General features: G+C 38.8%; 10 protein-coding genes. 1 reads left to right on the top strand and 9 read right to left on the bottom strand.

The features are described from left to right. Positions 1 to 78 precede the first annotated feature (78 nt). The 8 genes from H7U19_RS01380 to H7U19_RS01345 form a co-directional block, all read right to left on the bottom strand. Positions 79 to 1,104 carry a Gfo/Idh/MocA family protein gene (locus tag H7U19_RS01380; RefSeq protein ID WP_186558046.1) on the bottom strand — a complete coding sequence of 342 codons (1,026 nt, stop codon included), beginning with the start codon at positions 1,102 to 1,104 and terminating at the stop codon, positions 79 to 81. After that, the gene (locus H7U19_RS01375) at positions 1,097 to 2,353 is read right to left on the bottom strand and encodes an MFS transporter (RefSeq protein WP_186558045.1); all 1,257 of its coding nucleotides are present in this window, start codon (positions 2,351 to 2,353) and stop codon (positions 1,097 to 1,099) included. The genes H7U19_RS01380 and H7U19_RS01375 overlap by 8 nt, the downstream gene beginning before the upstream one ends. Further along, a complete protein-coding gene (locus H7U19_RS01370; RefSeq protein WP_186558044.1) occupies positions 2,343 to 3,758 on the bottom strand; it encodes a four-carbon acid sugar kinase family protein in 1,416 nt (471 codons plus the stop codon). The genes H7U19_RS01375 and H7U19_RS01370 overlap by 11 nt, the downstream gene beginning before the upstream one ends. Then, complete coding sequence (locus tag H7U19_RS01365; RefSeq protein ID WP_186558043.1) at positions 3,758 to 4,393, bottom strand: cyclase family protein; 636 nt, start codon at positions 4,391 to 4,393, stop codon at positions 3,758 to 3,760. The genes H7U19_RS01370 and H7U19_RS01365 overlap by 1 nt, the downstream gene beginning before the upstream one ends. Before the next feature lie 11 nt (positions 4,394 to 4,404). Further along, positions 4,405 to 5,451 carry a tartrate dehydrogenase gene (locus H7U19_RS01360; protein WP_186558042.1) on the bottom strand — a complete coding sequence of 349 codons (1,047 nt, stop codon included), beginning with the start codon at positions 5,449 to 5,451 and terminating at the stop codon, positions 4,405 to 4,407. Beyond that, positions 5,448 to 6,089: an FCD domain-containing protein gene (locus H7U19_RS01355; protein WP_186558041.1), complete on the bottom strand. Its 642-nt coding sequence runs from the start codon at positions 6,087 to 6,089 to the stop codon at positions 5,448 to 5,450. Before H7U19_RS01355 ends, H7U19_RS01360 begins: the two co-directional genes overlap by 4 nt. A gap of 292 nt (positions 6,090 to 6,381) precedes the next feature. After that, positions 6,382 to 11,262 carry a DUF8202 domain-containing protein gene (locus H7U19_RS01350; protein WP_186558040.1) on the bottom strand — a complete coding sequence of 1,627 codons (4,881 nt, stop codon included), beginning with the start codon at positions 11,260 to 11,262 and terminating at the stop codon, positions 6,382 to 6,384. 675 nt (positions 11,263 to 11,937) lie between these two features. Beyond that, complete coding sequence (locus tag H7U19_RS01345; RefSeq protein ID WP_186558039.1) at positions 11,938 to 13,254, bottom strand: hypothetical protein; 1,317 nt, start codon at positions 13,252 to 13,254, stop codon at positions 11,938 to 11,940. Positions 13,255 to 13,934: 680 nt separating this feature from the next. Here H7U19_RS01345 and H7U19_RS01340 point away from each other — a divergent pair. After that, positions 13,935 to 14,594 (top strand): tRNA1(Val) (adenine(37)-N6)-methyltransferase, encoded by a 660-nt coding sequence (locus H7U19_RS01340; RefSeq protein ID WP_246454572.1) that lies wholly within the window; start codon positions 13,935 to 13,937, stop codon positions 14,592 to 14,594. A 35-nt stretch (positions 14,595 to 14,629) separates the two neighbouring features. Here the strand turns inward: H7U19_RS01340 and H7U19_RS01335 are convergent, their stop codons facing one another. Then, the gene (locus H7U19_RS01335; RefSeq protein WP_186558037.1) at positions 14,630 to 16,222 is read right to left on the bottom strand and encodes a T9SS type A sorting domain-containing protein; all 1,593 of its coding nucleotides are present in this window, start codon (positions 16,220 to 16,222) and stop codon (positions 14,630 to 14,632) included. Between the last annotated feature and the right edge of the window lie 317 nt (positions 16,223 to 16,539).

Here is a 16,539-nt window from a genome sequence, read left to right as displayed (position 1 = left end):
AGGGTTATATCTAAGTAAAACGAAGATGCAATTTACAAAAATAGCAAGCCAAAAAACCAGGTTTTACGAAATTGAAACCTAAATTATTTTAATGGGTGAATTGGTTTCAGCAGATTTATAAGCTGCTTCCTGGATTTTCAATGTCTTTAAATAGCTTGGGCCATTGGTTTCAAAAGATGCTCCCGAAATCAGTTTATCGATAAAATCACGTTGAAAGATATAGCAACAGTCTCCTGCGAAACCAATGTTACGATGCTCATATTGATGCTCTTTTTCAGGTTTTCCCAAATGCTGTACAGTAATTTTGCCATCATTATATAACCGGATAGAGCCCTTTGAACCTTCCACCAAGTACTCGCCAAAGGTATATCGGAAATTTTCAATATTGCTCTCGTTGTATCGGTTGGCATCCCACACTGCCGTTGCTCCCGATTCAAAATTCAAAACCATTAATCCAGCATCTTCACCTTTAATGACGGGGTTCAGTCGTTTTAAAATGGCATATACATTGTTCACCTCCCCAGCATGATATCTGAAAGTGTCTATAAAATGTACACCGGTTTCATAAATCAATAGTTTTTTATAATCCCGAAAGTAGGGCTGACGGGATAAGTAGGCATCCTCTCCCCATCCATCGCCCATTCGAGACCTAAAATTAAGGTTGAAAAGTTCGCCGACGGCATCATTTTCAATCAGTTTTTTAATCTCCCGGTGCCAAGGTTGAAATCTGAAATTTTCGTGGACCACGAAGCGCACATTCTTCTTCGAAACGTAATCCACGATGCGCACTGACTCTTCATAAGTTGGCGCCATGGGCTTTTGGCAGATAATATGAACGCCATGATCTGCAGCAAACTTGCACATCTCAAAATGCGTTTCAGGAGGGGTAATAATATCCACAAAATCAGGCTTTTCTTTGAGGATCATCTCCTTATAGTCGGTATAATGGTTTTTTACACCATAGGCATCCATGATTCTCTTTGCCCGTTCTTTGTTGGAATTACAAAGTGCCGTGATTTCAACTTCCGGAATTCTAGTCCATGCCTGATACTGAAACTGACTAAAATACCCGGCCCCAATGGCCACTCCTTTTAATTTACGCATCACTTAATTTTTTATTGGGGTTCATAAAGTACCAGCAAAATATGGCTACAAATCCAAGTGCGGCGGCTACGTAGAAAAAAGGCTCATCGGCTCCGGTCCATTCACGAAGGTATGGAAAAGCCAATGCGGTTGTAAATGCACCGATATTCCCAGCCATATTCATCATTCCAGAGACCTTTCCCGAGTTTTCTTCACCAATATCCATACAAAAAGACCACGATGGGCTCAAGGTCATATCTGCTCCAAAAATAGCAACGGATAAACAGAATACCGCACCCAAAGGTGTATCCATATATAAACTGGAAAGTATGCCTATCACTACCAAAACAAATCCAATAGTAGCCGGGATTTGTCGGGACTGCTTCCATTTTCCTGTTTTGTAAATACTGTCTACCATAAAACCTGAAACCCAGTTCCCCAATGCACCCGCCAACAAAGGCATCATGGCATAAAAACCAGTTGCCACAAGGCCTAATTCATACTTCGCTTTGATATATGGAAACAACCACGTCAACATAAAAAAGAAAATAAAGTTGCTTCCGATATACTGTATCATGGCCAATATGACATTGTTTGATCCAAGAATAGTTCCTATTGAAAGATTACCTCCTTTTTTCTCTACGGCGTGTTGCCTATTGTTCACGATATATTCCTTTTCGGCCTCAGATAATCCCGGGTGATCTTCCGGTTTATTTCTAAATGCCCAATAAAAGACAACAGCGAATATAATCCCAATGGCTCCAAAAAAGTAAAAGATATTGCGCCAACCCCAAGCATCAATAAGATAGGCCACCAATGGCAGAGCAAAAGCAGCTCCCAATCTGGATCCAGAAAAGTTAATACCCTGAAAAAGGCCTCTTTCCTTTGTCGGTATCCATGAGAAGGCAGCTCTTGAAATATTGGGGAATGCTCCCGCCTCTCCTGCACCAAAGGTAAATCTGAAAAATAGCATGGAAATATAGTTCCACGCCACCCCTGTTAAAGATGTAAAAATGGACCACAATACCATAATCCATGTCAACACTTTTCTAACCCCATATTTATCTCCTAAAGCACCTCCGGGCACTTGAAACAAAGCATACCCAAGGGCAAAGGCACTTAGCACCCAACCCATTTGAATATCGGTCAAAACTAAGTCGCCAGCAATAGAATCCTTAGCGGATGAAATACATACCCTGTCCACGTAAAGCAACAAAGTAATCAAGAATGAGCCAAGGAAAAACCTATAGCGTTTGGAGTTATTGAACATGGTGTTTTAGTTTAGTTATAATGGTTTTTAAAGTATCGGCATCCCCAACATTTCCTGGAAAAACAATATATGGCAATCTTGGAAAATGGGTATCCTCTCCCATTTCCCAGAGGGGAATTCCGGGTTGTACTTGCCCCAAAACTTTGGATCGTTTCATACCAAGGCCTTTTGTTGCCAAATCGTGGGATGTAATCCCGCCTTTTGCAATGATGTATTTTGGGCGTATAGAAATGCCTCTAACCAGCGTTACCAAAGCGTTTGATATCTTAATGGCAATATCGACTGTGTCGTTCTGGGAATTCCCCGTTATCAGTTTTCTACTGGTATAAACGATAACATCCATCCCTTGAGAAATATGAGTATCTATTCTCAAAATCAGGTCATTCAAATGCGATTCATATTCGGTGGAGAGTACTTGCGATACATCTACTTCTACGATGCTCTCCTTTTGAAAAATAGAAAGGGCATTGCTCAATTGTTCTGAAGATTTTTTTACGTAGGACCCAACAATTGTCAAACCCCCGTTAGTGTTGTGTTCTGAAAATACATCTTTTGAAGTTAGTAATCCTCTTGGCTCTAACCCGATATATGATGGCACGAAAGAACTTGAAGTCCTGTAAACTATTGGTTTACCCAAAGCCTCTGCTCTTAGTAATGCTTGAGATACTTTATCCAAATCGGAGTAATTCAAACTGTTAAAAATACAGTAGCTGTTTGCAGGAATTTCCAAAATATTTTCAGCAAGGACGTTTACGTCCAATTGCCTAATTTCCTCCAATGAAAAAGAGAAAACATCAGAAATCTGAATATCGCCATTTGTTTTTTCTGCGATATAGGCTTTTAAATTTGCATTTGAATATTTAAAAGAATGGTCTTGGGCAAAAGGGGTTTCATTAACCGGGGTGAGGTCATCCCCGTTTTTAATATAATGGACATCCTCCACAGTAACACGATTGCCCTCAAACATTACTGGAATAAATACGGTAATGGCCTCGTTTAAATTCAAATATTTCTGCAAAGTTTCAGGCTCCAACGGAAAATGGCCGCGTAACGTGGAATCGCTTCGACTGACAATAGTGAACTTTCTTTGAGTAACCTTTGATGCCTTCAAAATATTTTGGGCTATTTCCTCATATATTTTTGAAGTGCCTTCCGGTGTTAAACTTCTTGAATTTGTCAAAACATAAAACACTGGCGTGCCCTCAATAAATTCCTTTATAAAGACGTCCATGCTCCATTCTGTCAATAATGGAATGCCATAAACGGTTTGGTTCCCAGTGGGGTCATCATCAATAACGATACAGGTTTTATCCAATTTGGAAAACAACGCCCTGTTTTCGGAGCGATAATCATTCGAATCTTCAGAGGGAAGATTGCTTAAAATATGTTTAAGGCTTTTTAGCATCAATAATTTTCAATGGCGATAACACGTGCGGGAGCTCCGTCCCCTTCTTTTATTTTCAGCGGTAATGCAATGAGCTTTACACAATTGGATTTTAAACTTTCAATATTGGTAATACCTTCGATAATCACCACACCAGCGAGAAGAATCTCATGGATTTTGGTCACCTCATCCAGATTGTTTACATCGGCCACTGAAGGTGGTTCCACCGCAATCATTTTTACTTTATGTTGGATACACCACTGGGCTAATCCCTCGCTGATTCGCGGCAAATCGTCTCTATACTTTTGAGTCCCAGCATGTTTGGACCATTCCGTCCAAATAATCAAACTATCGCCCTCGATAAATTTTTCACGAACTTCGTCAGGAATATGATTTACTTTAATCAGCCCTTTAGGCTCTACCTCTCGTGCATCAATTACATAAGCACGTCCAATAAAATCTGACACAGGGATTTCATCAACGGTCTGGTTGCTTACATTGAAATGAAATGGGGCATCCATGTGGGTACCCACATGTGAATAAAAGGATAGGGTACTGGCATTCCACCCGTCTTTATCTTTGGTTTTTGCAACTTCTTTGGAAAAACCATTGATACCGTTGTGGTATGCCATCGTTAGATCAACTACCCTATCCATTTGGCTACTAATCAAAGGTTTGCTATGACCGCGTCGGCAACGTCAGTTGTACTGGCTTTGCCGCCCAAATCTACCGTCAACACCCCTGAAGAGGTTGACTTGTCAATAGCCTCCATAATATTGTTTGCTGCTTCGGACTCGCCCAAATGCTCCAGCATTAAGGCCACAGACCAAATCTGTCCGTAAGGATTAGCAATATTCTGACCTGCAATATCTGGAGCCGACCCATGGATCGGTTCAAACATTGATGGAAATTCCTTTTCAGGGTTGATATTGCCACTACCTCCTAAACCAAGGCTTCCCATTACAGCACCTCCTAAATCACTCAAGATGTCACCGAATAAGTTTGTAGTCAACACTACATCAAATTGTTCTGGCTTTAGTACGAACATGGCCGTGGAGTTGTCGATATACATCTGTTGGTGTTCTACATCCGGATATTGTTCGGCCACTTCTTTAATCACCCTATCCCAGTAGGATAAACTATTGATTAAAGTATTGGACTTTGTAATATGCGTAACTTTGTTACGTCTGGTTCTGGCCAACTTAAACGCATAGTGCGCCACGCGTTCAATACCCTTTCTTGTGAAAACACTGGTATCAATACCCATCCCGTTTTCAAAATCTGGCAAATATTGCCCACCCATCTGAACAAACTCTCCTTCATTGTTCTCTCTTACAATTACAAAATCGATATGTTTTTCTGAACGAATAGGTCTCGTTACGCCTGGATATGTGCGCACAGGTCTATGATTCACATATTGATTAAAATGTGTTCTCACCTTAAAGGTGTAGTCTTTTGCGGGCAAGGTGTCGTCCACTGCTGGAAGACCAACGGAACCAAAATACACAGCATCAAATGCCCTCAACTTTTCAATCCCGTCATCGGGCATAAATTGATTGTGTTTTAAATAATATCCTGCTCCCCAACCAAACTCCTCAGTTTCGATTGAAAAATTGTGCTTTTTGGCCACGGCCTCTAAAACTCTCAGTCCTTGGGGTACAATTTCATTACCAATACCATCACCTGGCACTACTGCAATTTTGTAATTACTCACTTTCTTTGTTTTTTACTTTGGTTTATTAATAATTCTTTTGATTTACTGATATGTGCTCTTGCTAGTTCTTCAGCTCTATCTGCATTCCCTTCCTCAATCGCTGCAATGATATTAAAATGTTCTTCCAAGGTCTCCTCTGGCGACCTCACCAAGCCGTGCCCGACAACCTTATCGTGTATGTTGCTGAAAAAGTAGATGTTATCCAGTGGTTTGTTGCCCGTAAGTGTTATCAACAGTGAATGGAATACCTCATCCGCATCGGCATAAGTTTGCTGGTCGATTTCGGTCAAACCCACAAAAGGAGAAAAACAGTCCTTCAGTTTTTTAACTGCGGTAGGCTCCTTTTTTTCAGCCAAAATTCTTGCGGCCATACCTTCCAAAGCCTCCCTGCATACATAAATATCGATAATTTGGCTGTAGTCCAAAGTCTTGATGTACATACCGCGGCGGGGGATACTTTCTACTAAATACTCATTCTCAAGGGCTAGTAAAGCTTTCATCAACGGCGTTCTGCTTACGCCTAACTGTTCGGCTATCTTTTCCTGCACTATTTTTTCGCCCTGCCTCAATTCGCCGTTTCGGATCATCTCCTTTAAACGCTTATAAATAGGCCGGCTTAAGTCTGTATATTCAATCACTTTTCCGAAATTGCATTTTGTATACAAAATGCAATATTACAGCTTTTTTCTGTATTTATAAAATGATTCTCTCAAGATTAAACCCACCACAAAGGATGCCCGAAGAAAATCAAGCTCTTTTTTTACATGATGTGATTTCGACCTAAGAATTCAAATTTTATGGGGCTTTTGATGAGAGGCACTTTAAAAAGCCGAATCCAGCAAGTAGAATTTACACTAAAGGAGAGCACAAGAACAATCAGTCGCTTATTCGCATACGAAACCTTTGCTTTGCCAAATTACGATCCTGTTTCTATTCTAAAATTAGCTTCTTACTTAGTGTCCCCTGTGTGGTTTTTAGGTTTAAAATGTAAACGCCTGAATTAACATTTATTGGCATTTTAAAGCTATTCGAGGAAACGTTTTGTTCCAAAATTTGTTGGCCCATTATATTTGAGAACGAAGCGCTTAAAGCCTCGGCTTTTGAAATCAGATTTACTTTTAGTACCGATGCTTCTCTATCAAAATAAGTTTCCAATTTATCCTTTACGGATTGCACTTCTTCAACTGACAATTGAGATTGGCCTGCAAATACCAGTTTAAATCGATCATTATATGTACCGGCCTCCAAATACACCTCAAAGGGTTCATTTTCAATATTGAAGACTTCACCAGTTTCAGTATCTTCAATTTGGACAGCAACATCGCTATTTTCTTTAAGCTCTAAGCTCATTTTGGCAATTCCGGCTTCTTTAACCTTTACTCCCAAGTCATATTTTTGTGTTTGTTCAAATCCATCTACTCCCTGAATCACAAACCTGCTATCATTAATCAACCAATACATATCTTCAATACCAACATCCAGCATAAAAGCATCATAACCTAAATCGAAATCTAAAGATGCATTTGGATCAGCGCCCAAAACCAATTGCCTATGGTAACCTTGCGGAGAACTATAAATCAATTTTATCATCGGTTTTTCGACTCCTGTACCTGCAATTTGTTTACTTCCTTTTTTTGTGCCAGGTTTAGTAAAAAGCGATGTACTCCCATCTTCCCTTGCGAAAATCCGCTGGCTATTTTTGAAGACAATATCACCACCATCAACCGTAAGTATTGGGGTACCGTTATCGTTATCCAATCCGTCCAACGCCGTGGATACGAAAAACCCCTGATTTACGGGAATATATTCCCCCGGAACTTTTGTCCCCGTTGCAGCTCCTCCTCCGTTAGATGTGTTATTGATTCTAGCATCATTAGAAATAGCGGCAGCACCACCAGTTAAATTTCGAGTAGCATAACCCCCTACATATTCCTTTAAAACATGCGTGTTCTCCTCTCCGAAATGATCCCAAAAATATAATGCGCCATTAAAAATTGTTCCGTTGGTATTAGTACCTCCGTCAGCAATACTTAAATTATCCAATATAAATTCGGTAGCATCTATGGCGGAAGGATATGGGTTACCAATTAAGCGATCCACTTCGCCTGATGAATTATCCAATTCAAGCGTGATATCACCATTGTACGGCAAACCTTCAAAAACATAGTTTTGGGGAGTAGCTATAGCAACCGTGCCTGATGTCCCTTTCATAGTGAATCCTTCGCCTGGCAGTAAAGCCGTGTTTTCATCAATTTTCTGCCATGCAAAATAATTGTCGGCTTCACCATAAAACTTATACAACCAATGCGAACTTATGGTTCTGGCAAATCCCGGTGGTGGTGGGGTACCATCACTTGCAGTTGCAGAAGAGCTATAAGTCAAATCCTGGTAAAGTCCGGAAATGGTCCCGTCATTTAAAAAGCCAACCATGTTATTATTGGCGTTAGATGCCGAAATTCCCGTACCCCTAGTAGCAGTATTTCCTGTAATTGGGCCAACGGATGATGACCAATAATTATAGTTAAAGCCATTTGCCGTACCCTGTTGGTCCCGCTCAATATAGCCCCCACTATCGGCATCAATTATACTTTTATCTGTTTGTATCAATTGTGATTCTCCTACCAAATCAATTACGCCGTCAATTTCCAAATAGTGGGTAACCGTTAAAGCCTGACCTGAATTGGTTTCATCTTGGGCTTCAATAGGATCGGCGATGGTTAATTTTCCTGCGGTTTGGGTGAGTCCCAGAACCGAAACATCCCTGTCTCCCGAGGTAATGTTATGCCCAATTTCAACAATATTCCAATCCACTACTGTAGAACCATCCAAACTTGTTGTATTTGGAATGACTTGATCGGCATTATTACTCCATGTAGTTGCTGTATCCCAAGCCCCATCATTTGCCGAAATATAGGGCACAGGAATAGTTTGTGCATCAGTCATGGATTTGTCCTTATCCAAATATTTCAACCTTAAAAAATACCTGTCATCCGTTAAACCTTCGGTTGTCGATCCATAAAACGCATTGAAATCGTAATAGGCCCTTAAATGCGACCAAGTAATCGTACCAATTTCATTGCTGGTGCTTGCTTGGGGAATAATTTTACCGTCCACATAATCCGTTCCTGAAATGTCAAAACGCTCTACTTCCTGGTTCATCAAATATCGAATTTGATCTTCAGTAAGCCCAACATCCCAAACATAAATCTCATCTATTTCTCCTAAAAACGGATTAAGAATATTGCTTTTGTCAACATATACTGCGCCGACCGAAAAGTGATTGTAGTTAGGTGAAGGGTGTACTACATTTTGCTCGGATTTGTCTAAAACGCCATCAACATAAAGAAATATAGTTCCACTGTGATACACAAAGGTTATTTGATGCCATTTACCATCATTAATTTGAACATTTGATGTAAAACGTGGCGTTACCGCATCGTCCATCATGACCTCAATTTCCTCATTACCGTTCAATCTTAATTGCAGTTTTTCGCCTTTGGCCATAATTGTTCTTGTTCCAGAAGTTGTAGAGTTTTTAATCCAAGCGGAAATCGTAAAATCGTCAACGCTAAGATTTAAATCATATTCACCGACTAAATAATCGCCGGCACCAATACTTAAGGCCCTGTCATTTGAATACTTACCGGCCTTACCGAAAGTAAAATATTTTGTTCCATCAAAATCGTACCAAGTTTGTAGATTTCCCGAACCATCATCTTTTAATGGAATCACATCGATAATATCAGCATTGGCGAAAGTACCCGTATCTGCGACGACTAGCACATATTCCTCGTCTGTACCTAAAGCAAAACCACTAAAGGCCCCTGATGGAATGCTGACGAAAACGTTGCCAACGTCACTTGTTACTTCAGTAGATTCGATAATTTTCCACTGGCGCAATACTCTGGTTAAAGAGGTAGTAATTCCAGAACTTATTGTAATAGTGTTTGAGCCACTTGCCGTGTAGGCCAAATCATTTGAGCCCCAAACCAAAAAGTCGCCATCATTTTCAAACTCATGAATATTGGCACTATTGGTGGTTGAAATACCATTTAAGCCTATAGTCACTTCGTTGAGCATATTCAACGTTTTGGATTGCTTTTGATTCAAATCAGAAATAGAATCCCTACCAATTCCTGCCACGTGATAATTATAACCGGCATTTGCGGTAATGTCCCAAACTTTTGTGTCAAAGGAATTGATATAGTCCTTTTGGGCCTCTGTTGCAGCACCTAAAGTCAGGCCATATTTAATGGCCAAGTAGGATTCTATTTTTTGACGATCTGCATCTGTAACGCGTTCAGCAAAAGTGAAAATTTCAGCTATTCTTCCATTTAAACTTCCTTGGACATCAAAATTACGTCCTATCCAATATTCAGTCCCCAGAATTGGAGGACCAGGTGAGCCCACGTTCGCAAAAGCAATATCATTAACGGAATTGGTGGTCAAGACCACGGAATTGTATAATATATCCTGTCCGGTGGGTGAAGTTGCCGAGTTGTTTCTAACATTAATAATCCCCGCATTTGCATAAGACGAACTAATTTCTGCCTCGCCATTATAACTCCCACCACCAGCAACGTCCTGATTGTAGGACAATGTTTCATTGGTAAATTCTGAAGAGTAATCCCCAAAGCCTACACCTGTGATATCACCAGCATTTCCGGAGGATGTTCCAGCAAAAATAGTGTTTCTGGCCGATGCACTTGTCATTGTAGCATCCGGAATCATCACTATAAATATGTCCTGACTATAAAAACCATTGGTGGCATTGTATAAATATTGCTCCGTTGCGCCTCCGTCATTTTCAAATTTTATTACAGGGTTAAAGTTGATATTGTCCGTTGCTGTGTCCAAATACGTTGGCTGATTGGTTCCTGTTGGCTGAATGGCATCTTTGCCATTCGTCCCTAAATCTTGCCATTCTGAAACTTTTGATGCGGTATCAACAATACCTCTAGTGGATTTTAACCAGAGCCTGAAATCGGCCGTAATACCTCCCGGGCCTGGAATATTCTCGTTAAACATCTCGGCCTCAACCACAAATGTGAATGTGGTGTTATCTGAATTCCCAATGCTTATGGTAGAGGATTGCGTTCCGGTACCCGCTACTGGAGCAGTAAATGTTACGTCAAAAACAATAAAAAAGAATGGATCCAAACCATTAAATGGAATGGGGTACGGAGATGATACAGCAAAATCTGAATTTGAGCTTGTAATTGTGGATATATCCAAATCACAGCTTCCAATATTGGCGATAGCATACCGCCTTACCTCTACATTTCCTTCATCTATAATACCAAAATAAGTACCATTTGTATCAGAAGTTGTAGTGTCACCATGCATGATATCGGCAAATGGACTCCCACCCAAAACATATATTTCCGGAGCGGAATTTACTTCTACTGTAAAGGTAAAATCAGCTTGGTTTTTGATTTCAATAGTTACTAAAGTACTTGTAGTCGTGCAATTAGGACTTATATTTTCTATTTCAAAATCAAGGTATTTTTTCCAGTTTTTACAGCCTTGAGATCGAACAGTTCTTTTCGGGTTATTTGGGCTAATATCAAAATCGGTGGTATTTGAAATATCAACATCCTGTACCTTCAACTTCGTACATCCAGCAGACGTATTTGTAATTCTAAAATCAATGGCATTTCCTGCATTGATCGTAACTGTTGAACCTTGGGTTACCACCGCTCCTCCCAGCACTTCTACTTGTATCGTCTGAGCATTTGCAATGCAAATCCCAAACAAAAAGACGCAGATTACGGTTAAGATAGGAGAGCTAAAAATGTACTTTTTTTCCATAATTAAGAATTTGGGGTTGGAAAATTCCTAATCAACATAATCGATAAAAAGCAAATTTACTCGACAAACGTACAATTTTAGTTTCAATTTCGCAAGAAAAAGTCCATTAAATCGGATAAAATATTGAAAACATAGATATGAAATGCCTACTTTTCCATTTCAGTTGAGGCACTTTTCCTTAATTAAAACATAAAGCTCCAATTGCATGACAACTGTTCAAATCTTATTGAAAAACAGTTACCATCGCCATATTTATGCAAAATTCAGCCTTCATCCATCAAATAAATTGTTATAGTTTTTAGTGCATTCTGTTTTTTATCACAATAGACCATCTTCACGATCAGACAAAAATCATCAACGGCAGGATTTTAGCTTTTAAAGCTTATACTTTGAATGATGTTGAAGTTTCAGCAAAAAAGACCAAAAAGATGGCTTTCTCGGACTCTTTAGGCAGTTTTTCAATTGAATATTACAAAATGAACAAACTTTCTTTTCATGCGACTGGTCTTCGAGGATTGAACCGGAACAAGTAGCTTCAGTAAAAGTGCTTACCGGAAATAACGGTGTCCATTGGGACACTCAAGGAAGGTGGTATTGGTTTGGTTGAGATTAATTTTAAAAGCTATTAAATGCATCCAGCCCATTTTTAACCGTGCATTTAACACCTCAAATGAATTATTCAAAATCTTTTATAAAAGTCACCCAAATATCCCAATTACCCATATTGTTTACCACATCGCCGTCAGTTGACACTGAACTCCCAACAACCACCAAATTATCGTCACTATCCAATATAGCCCCAGAAGCTCCATCATAATCACTACCCCCAATAGTAATTTCATCTAAGACCGTGAATGCAGACGACAGCCTTAAAATCCATACATCCGAGGAGGCAAAGGCATTACTAGCTGTTATTAAATGTGAGTTTGTATCTCCTATCAAAAGTAATTCGCCATTACTTTTTTCTATTAGTCTACTGGCATAATCCATCCCAACACCACCAAAGCTAGCTTGATTAGTAATATTTAAGTTACTATCTATTGAAAACAACCATATATCCTGTTCGCCTTTATTTTGCTGGATAACATCTTGATCGGACCCTGAACTAGCACTCAATACAACAATTTGTCCATTACTAAGTTTATGAAGTCTTGCAGCACCGTCGCTTTCAGAAGAACCAAGTGTTTTTCTGGTCAGCAACTGGCCGTCAGAATTTACCCTGAGCAACAGCACATCGCTTTCACTAGTAGTGACAATACTGCCATTATTACTGGGAATTTCAACGGACAATGAGCCCCCTATCAAAAAATCACCGTTGCTATCTTCTATAATTGAAGACAACCCTTCATTACTGTCAACCTCACCAAAAGTATTGGACCAAACCAAATCACCTCCTGCATCAATTCTTACCACTAAAATATCCTTTTTAGCATCAAAAATACTTGCAGGCAGAGGCTCTGTTAGCTTACTTCCTGCAATAACAATATCACCATTGGAAGCCTCAATCATATCCATGGTTGTGTCTGTAATATAATTGAAGTTGAACGTATTCTCCCAAAGGATTTCACCAGAATCATTTATTTTAACGGCATATACGTCTAGGTCCAAATCATTGCCAGTAACTTCGGTAAAACCAGTTGCAACGTAATTGCCATCTTTCGTTTTAATAATCCTCTCAAATCCACCAACACCACTTGTCCCCAAGTTTTTTTCCCAAATTACGTTCAGGTTTTTATCTATTGCTATAAGATAAGGGCGTTCTTCATTTGCCACGCCACATATTATATAGCCGTTATCGGTGGCTATAATGTCAATCCCAAACTCATCGTCCGCACTACTTAAACTTACTTGGTCAACAAGAGCTAAACCTGAATGGTTCTCTTCAGTTTTTTCTTCCTTTTCTTCACTTGTAACATCACCTTGGCTACAGTTAAAAAAGCTCATTAATACAATCCAAATAATGGCACAGGTTTTAATTTTAAAATTTTTCATTTTTATGGTAGTTTAATAGGCTGGATTTACTCTTGTCCTTTCTTCGCTATTTAGTTTATAGGGATAATTATCATTTCAAATTTTAGATTCAAACTCATCGCAACACGAATTTTCAGCATAAATATCGTTTTCGTAAGGATTGTTATGCTTCAACCAAAAGCCAGTACTAAAATTGAAAGTGCTAGAAATAAAATCATTGGTTTCATGACATCGACTTAATGGATTACACTTGCACATCGGACAAAGTTTTGAAATGTCATCAAAAAAAAAGTTCAACACAATTCATATTATCTATAAGTAACCTGGAAAGGCCTACTCATTTTTTAACATTTCAATCGTAACAAAGAGAAAAATCAAACCATTAATTCCATACTATTATAACTCCCCTTTTACTTGATGCAAACGCCAAAATATTGTATTTCTCAGCTTACAGCATCAAAATATCAACACCTATTTAATTAGTAGAAACAACGTTTGTAGATGAACCTTACTATCCTGCACCCAGACCTGATGTTCGGTTTTAAAAATTCACTTTTTGTGTAAATCTCAAAATAGTATCTTCGGGCTTTTAATTTTTTATAAAAAAGACCTATTAGATTTTTAAAAGTAAGTTTGTCTATTCAATGAAAAACGTTACGTTTCAGTTCAAAAATTTTAAAGTCGATCAAGATAAATGTGCTATGAAAATTGGCACGGATGCCGTATTACTGGGTGCATGGACTTCCATTAAAACACAACCCTTTTCCATTCTGGATATTGGCGCCGGAACAGGTATCCTAGCCCTGATGTTGGCCCAACGCAGTATTGCACAAGTGATTGACGCCCTAGAAATAGATAGTGATGCATATGAACAGTGCGTTGGAAACTTTGAGCAATCACCTTGGGGAGACAGACTATTTTGTTATCATGCTTCTTTAGAAGAGTTTACCGAAGAAATTGACGACAAATATGATTTAATTGTATCTAACCCTCCATTTTACCAGGAAGATTATAAAACAAGAAACGAAAAACGGGATTTGGCAAGGTTTCAAGATGCCATGCCTTTTGAGCATCTTTTGGAAAGTGTTTCCGAATTATTGTCAGGTCACGGCATATTTTCTGTTGTGATCCCTTTCCATGTGGAAGACAGCTTTATCCCGCTAGCGGAGGCGGTTGGCCTTTTCCCTAATAGAATTTTACATATAAAAGGAAATCCTACTTCCAAGGCCAAAAGAAGTTTGATGGAGTTCTCATTTCAAAAAACAACGATATCCACCAACACGTTGATAATTGAAACGGAACGCCATCAATACACGGAGGACTATATCAACCTGACCAAGGATTTTTATTTGAAGATGTAATCTATAGATACCATCTCTTGTTCAATTTTATCATATTAATTCTTAATTATCTTTCTTGAATAACTTCTGTTGAAAGTTTGAATTTTTACAACATACACTCCCGAAGGAAAGGCTTCGATGGAAAAATGCTCTTGTAGTTTTTGATATGTTTTTAGATGCTTTCCGTTTATATCGAATATTGATACATCAATCAATTCATCTTTATGAATTCCATTGAAGAAAAATGAATTTTCGACGGGATTTGGAAAAATCTCAATATTTGTAATATCATAATTGATATTGCTGAGCGTTTGGGATTGATATATATAAAGCTCTCTTTCTAAAGCCCCTTTCATCCCATTCAAATACAGTTTGTTATTAAAAACGGCGAAAGGTTGCGGTGAAAAACTTCCAGGACCAACGATGAAATCCTCAACAAGTGCTACCGTATTTGATGTATCTACGCTCCAAAGTTCATTTCCAACCACACCGTTATTGGCTCCAAAGTAAAGGGCATTATCGTATTCAAGAAAACCCGTCGGGTTGCTATCCCCGGATGCATTTATGTTGGATACAATACCTGTACTTCCCGTTGTTCCTGCAGTTCGATATAGTTCTATCCCATCATTTCCTTCGGCAGAAAAATAAATAAACCCATTAAAGCCTGTCATCTCTTTTGGGTTTAAAAGATTAGTGGACAATAATGTAGCTGTATCATCTGTTGTATTGACTCTCACTAGTCTTTTAGAGCCGTTAACATCTGCCGATAATATCAGATATGTTATACCTCCAGATATCAAGATTTCCATTCCCTCAGCCTCGTCCGTGCTTGAGATTACAGATACTGTTACCCCATTTAAAACGCATAGTTTTCTACCAAAACCAGTATCGGCAGTAAAATATAATTTGCCATTGGCTTCTATAAAATCATCCGGATCACTTCCAAAAGTTTGGTTTGGGTTGCTAAAATCTCCCGTTAACACTTGGTTTATATCTGCCACTAAATAAGTGGCGTTTGTAACCGGGTCGTAAACATATAGCTCATTTCCAGCATCATCTCCATCATCTGCTGTCATATATAACATATTGTTAAAAGCGAAAAGTTTGGTTACAGAGTTTGTAAAGCTTTTAATATTAGCTACAGTTCCTGATAGGTTTAACCTACTGACTGACGATTGAGACACTAAAAAATATAGTCTGTCATTTATATTCTCTAATTCGCCAAGAGTGACAGAGCTGGCATTATTGACCTCATCGAAGTTGCTGTCATCTAATCCTGTAACTAACTTGTTATATTGATATACCCCAACTGTTAATTCCCTGTGTGATGTGAAAGCAAGTTGTAGGTCTCCATTGGCATCCGTATAAATTGACCAACTAGGCTTTAATGTCACAAAATTCTGAGTAGTACTTGGTGCATAACGCACTAATTCAGTGCCAGACATCGTACCGTCGGTTCTGTAAATTCTAGAGGAAGTATTGGTGTCTGAGGACGTAAAATAGAGGTCACTCCCAAAAACGATGGCATTATCAGGATTTCCCTGTGCTGGATTTAATCCACCCGCTTCATTGGAATCAAACAGCAGGCTAATTTGGGTGAATCCGAAAAATGGCAAAAAGAGTACAGTGATAAGTAGTTTTGTTTTCATGATTTAAAATTTAAGGTTAGGGACAAAACTACTTTCTGATATCACTTTGCGTACTACCTAAAATGGGTAGCAAAAAAACGCCCAGAAAAACTGAGCGCCTTTTGCATTTCAGACAAAACAAACAGTCATCTGCCTGATATTGTTTGTATTTCTACACGAATATTACCTTTTTCCATTATTGCGGTTGTCTCAATATCATCATCGTACAAATCGATGGGTAATTCGGAGGGCACACTTGCTGTATTAAGTAAAACAACAATCTTGAAAAACAGAATTAATGAATCTAACATAGTTTTAAAATTTAAAATGAATACAAC

The organism is Hyunsoonleella aquatilis, from assembly GCF_014270105.1.
Classification (GTDB): domain Bacteria; phylum Bacteroidota; class Bacteroidia; order Flavobacteriales; family Flavobacteriaceae; genus Jejuia; species Jejuia aquatilis.
Note: the sequence above shows the minus strand (reverse complement) of the source record. Positions and strands in the feature narration are given on the sequence as shown.